This is a genomic window from Methyloversatilis thermotolerans (genome assembly GCF_000372885.1).
GTDB classification, from domain to species: domain Bacteria; phylum Pseudomonadota; class Gammaproteobacteria; order Burkholderiales; family Rhodocyclaceae; genus Methyloversatilis; species Methyloversatilis thermotolerans.
Map to the genome: position 1 here is coordinate 1 of NZ_KB889970.1, position 4127 is coordinate 4127.

At 62.8% G+C, this 4127-nt stretch carries 4 protein-coding genes; all 4 read right to left on the reverse strand.

The genetic code is table 11. From position 1 onward, the window contains the following. Positions 1 to 817: flagellin N-terminal helical domain-containing protein (locus A3Q7_RS0119040; RefSeq protein WP_018413507.1), on the reverse strand; the 817-nt coding region annotated here is incomplete at its 3' end. Between the two features lie 163 nt (positions 818 to 980). Next, complete coding sequence (locus tag A3Q7_RS0119045) at positions 981 to 1841, reverse strand: flagellin N-terminal helical domain-containing protein (protein ID WP_018413508.1); 861 nt, start codon at positions 1839 to 1841, stop codon at positions 981 to 983. A gap of 158 nt (positions 1842 to 1999) precedes the next feature. Further along, on the reverse strand, positions 2000 to 2851 hold the full coding sequence (locus A3Q7_RS0119050) for a flagellin N-terminal helical domain-containing protein (protein ID WP_018413509.1): 852 nt from the start codon (positions 2849 to 2851) through the stop codon (positions 2000 to 2002). Between the two features lie 137 nt (positions 2852 to 2988). After that, entirely contained in the window at positions 2989 to 3831 is an 843-nt protein-coding gene (locus A3Q7_RS0119055; RefSeq protein ID WP_018413510.1) for a flagellin N-terminal helical domain-containing protein, read from the reverse strand. Positions 3832 to 4127: the final 296 nt, after the last annotated feature.

The window sequence follows — 4127 nt, forward strand, 5'->3', positions numbered from 1 at the left end:
TTGCGGTTTCCGAGGCGTAGTCGACATCCATGATGCGGCCGCGCGCCTGTTCGGTATTGGTTTTCATGTTGGCCAGGTTGTTGTACACGTGCTCCAGGCGGTTCGACGCCGCGCCGAGCGCGGAGCGTACGGTACCCACCGATGTCAGCGCGGTATCCACCAGCGTGATGGTGGCGTTGGCGGTCGCGGTCAGCTCGGTACCGACTGTGGTGCCGGTGGCGGTGGTCCGGTAGGTGGCGCTCAGCGCGCCCAGGCCGCCCGCGTCATTGGTCAGCGCAGCCACGCTGGCCGACACGTTCACCACCATGGTTTCCGCGGCGGCCGAACCGATCTGGAAGGTCACACCAGCCGTGGCACCGAAGGTACTTGTGCCGCCGGTCACCGCAGCGGCGTTGGTGCCCACGTCGAACAAGGACTGGCCGCCGAACTTGGTGTTCTTGACGATATTGCTCAGCTCGCGCCCCAGCTGATCGAACTCGGACTGCATGGCGGTCTTGTCGTCGGCATTCGATGCGCCGTTGGCGGCTTCGGTCGCCAGGTCCTTCATGCGCAGCAGGATGTTGGTCACTTCGGTGAAGGCGCCTTCAGCGGTCTGCATCATGGAAATGCCGTTCTGGGTGTTGCGCTGGGCGACCGCCATGCCGCGCGTCTGCGCATTCAGCCGGGTGGCGATCTGCAGGCCGGCCGCATCGTCCATCGCGGAATTGACGCGATAGCTGGTGCCCAGGCGGGTCATTGAGGTGGACAGCGCCTTCTGCGTGCTGCCGACCGAGTTCTGCGCGCTGAGTGCGGCGGCGTTGGTGTTCAGGCTGAGCATTCTGGATATCTCCTGTTCGGATGTTCGTGCAGGCCTTTTCGCCGGCCTCATCAATACAAGGCGACCCGTTCTGTCCTCTTGTTAAATTTCTGTATCCGGCATCGCCGGGCGCGTGAACGAAAAAGGCCGGGCAGTGCCCGGCCTTCGCTCGGCGCGTGGCCGCTTACTGCATGAGGGACATGACGAGCTGGGACATGCTGGAGCTTTGCTTGAGCATGGCGGTGGAGGCCTGCATGAGCATCTGCTTGGAGGTCATGTTCGCGGTTTCCGACGCGTAATCGACATCCATGATGCGACCGCGCGCCTGCTCGGTATTGGTTTTCATGTTGGCCAGGTTGTTATACACATGGTCCAGGCGGTTGGATGCCGCGCCCAGGTCCGCGCGCACCGCGCCGACCTTGTTGATGCGGTCCTCGATCTGGGTGATGGCGGCCGTTGCGTTCGCGCTGGTCAGGATTTCACCGAGCGAGGTGGCGGTCGCGTTGCCGGTACCGGTGGCGAAGCCGGTATCCAGCGTGGTGAGCTTGGCCGACACGTCGACCGACATGGTTTCCGCGGCGGCCGAGCCGATCTGGAAGGTGACCGCAGCCGCGCCCAGCGAACCGGCACCCTTGAGCAGGGCCTGACCGCCGAACTTGGTATTGGTCATGATGTTGCCGATTTCCGCAGCGAGCTGCTGGTACTCGGAATTCATCGCTATCTTGTCATCGGTGTTCGATGCGCCGTTGGCCGCTTCGGTCGCCAGGTCCTTCATGCGCAGCAGGATGTTGGTGATTTCGGTGAACGCGCCCTCGGCGGTCTGCATCATCGAAATGCCGTTCTGGGTGTTGCGCTGGGCGACCGCCATGCCGCGCGTCTGCGCGTTCAGGCGGGTGGCGATCTGCAGGCCGGCGGCATCGTCCATCGCGGAATTGACGCGATAGCTGGTGCCCAGGCGGGTCATCGAGGTGGACAGCGCCTTCTGCGTGCTGCCGACCGAGTTCTGCGCACTGAGTGCGGCGGCATTGGTATTCAGGCTCAGCATTTCGTTTCTCCTGTGGGGTCCTCATCCGGGGCATCGTGTCGCCCTCATCTGGTCAAGGCGACTGGCATTTGCCTGTACTTAAATGCCTCTGTGACGGAAAGCGGCACGGAAATGAAAAAGGCCGGGCAGTGCCCGGCCTTCGCTCGGTGCGTGACCGCTTACTGCATGAGTGACATGACGAGCTGGGACATGCTGGAGCTTTGCTTGAGCATGGCAGTGGAGGCCTGCATCAGCATCTGCTTGGAAGTCATGTTTGCGGTTTCCGAGGCGTAGTCGACATCCATGATGCGGCCGCGCGCCTGCTCGGTATTGGTTTTCATATTGGCCAGGTTGTTATACACATGGTCCAGGCGGTTCGATGCCGCACCGAGCGCCGAACGCACCGTGCCGACATCGCCGAGAGCCGTTTCCAGCAAGGTGATGGTGGCGTTGGCGGCGCCGGTCAGTTCGGTACCGGTAGCGGCGGCGGTGTAATTGGCCGTCGCTGCGCCCAGAGAGGTCACCAGATCGCCCAGTTCGGTGCCGACGTTCACGGTCATCGTTTCCGCCGCCGACGAGCCGATCTGGAAGGTGATGGCGGCCGCCATCGTGCCGCCGGCCAGCAGGGTCTGGCCGCCGAACTTGGTATTGGTCATGATGTTCTTCAGTTCAAGACCGAGCTGGTCGTACTCGGACTGCATGGCGGTCTTGTCGTCGGCGTTGGACGCGCCGTTGGAGGCTTCGGTCGCCAGGTCCTTCATGCGCAGCAGGATGTTGGTCACTTCGGTGAACGCGCCTTCGGCGGTCTGCATCATGGAAATGCCGTTCTGGGTGTTGCGCTGGGCGACCGCCATGCCGCGGGTCTGTGCGTTCAGGCGGGTGGCGATCTGCAGGCCGGCGGCGTCATCCATCGCGGAATTGACGCGATAGCTGGTACCCAGGCGGGTCATCGAGGTGGACAGCGCCTTCTGCGTGCTGCCGACCGAGTTCTGCGCGCTGAGTGCGGCGGCGTTGGTGTTCAGGCTGAGCATGGTGTTTCTCCTGTTCCGGGTGATGAATCGGGCACCTCAGGCACCCTCATCGAATCAAGGCGACCGCCCGCGGCGGAGTCTTAAGGCGGGATCAAAAAAGCCGGGCGTCGCCCGGCCTTCGATCGGCGCATTTCCGCTTACTGCATGAGTGACATGACGAGCTGCGACATGCTGGAGCTCTGCTTGAGCATCGACGTGGAGGCCTGCATGAGCATCTGCTTGGAAGTCATGTTTGCGGTTTCCGAGGCGTAGTCGACATCCATGATGCGGCCGCGCGCCTGTTCGGTATTGGTTTTCATGTTGGCCAGGTTGTTATAGACATGGTCCAGGCGGTTGGATGCGGCGCCGAGCTGGGCGCGCACACCGCCGACGTCGTTGATCCAGCCTTCGATGTCGCCGATGGCGGTGCCGGCGTTGGCGGCGGTGGTCAGATCGCCGAGCGTTGCCGGAGTGGTGAGGTCGGTGACCAGCGCGGCCAGATCGGTGGATACGTCGACCGACATGGTTTCCGCTGCGGCGGCGCCGATCTGATAGGTGATGGCGCCGGCCTGCAGGGATCCGGCGCCATTGAGCAGAGCCTGACCACCGAACTTGGTGTTGTTCAGGATGTTGCCGATTTCCGATCCCAGTTGCTGGTACTCGGCATTCATGGCGGTCTTGTCATCGGCGTTCGATGCACCGTTGCGCGCCTCGGTGGCGAGGTCTTTCATGCGCAGCAGGATGTTGGTGATTTCGGTGAATGCGCCTTCGGCGGTCTGCATCATCGAAATGCCGTTCTGTGAATTGCGCTGTGCGACCGCCATGCCGCGGGTCTGCGCATTGAGGCGGGTGGCGATCTGCAGACCGGCGGCGTCATCCATAGCGGAATTGACGCGATAGCTGGTACCCAGGCGGGTCATCGAGGTGGACAGCGCCTTCTGCGTGCTGCCGACCGAGTTCTGTGCGTTCAGGGCGGCGGCATTGGTGTTCAGGCTCAGCATGGTCGATATCTCCTGTTCGTCGGATGGGCAGTTCGTCCGCCCTCACTGATACAAGGCGACGCAGGGTGGCCCCGACGATAAATCACTGCACCGCCCTGGCGTGACATCTGTCACGGTACGCCCCGAACAACCGGACACGACGAGCCGCCGGTCGACGAAAAAGGCCGGGCGATGCCCGGCCTTCGTTCGGCGCGAGGCTGCTTACTGCATGAGTGACATGACGAGCTGGGACATGCTGGAGCTTTGCTTGAGCATGGCGGTGGAGGCCTGCATGAGCATCTGCTTGGAAGTCATGT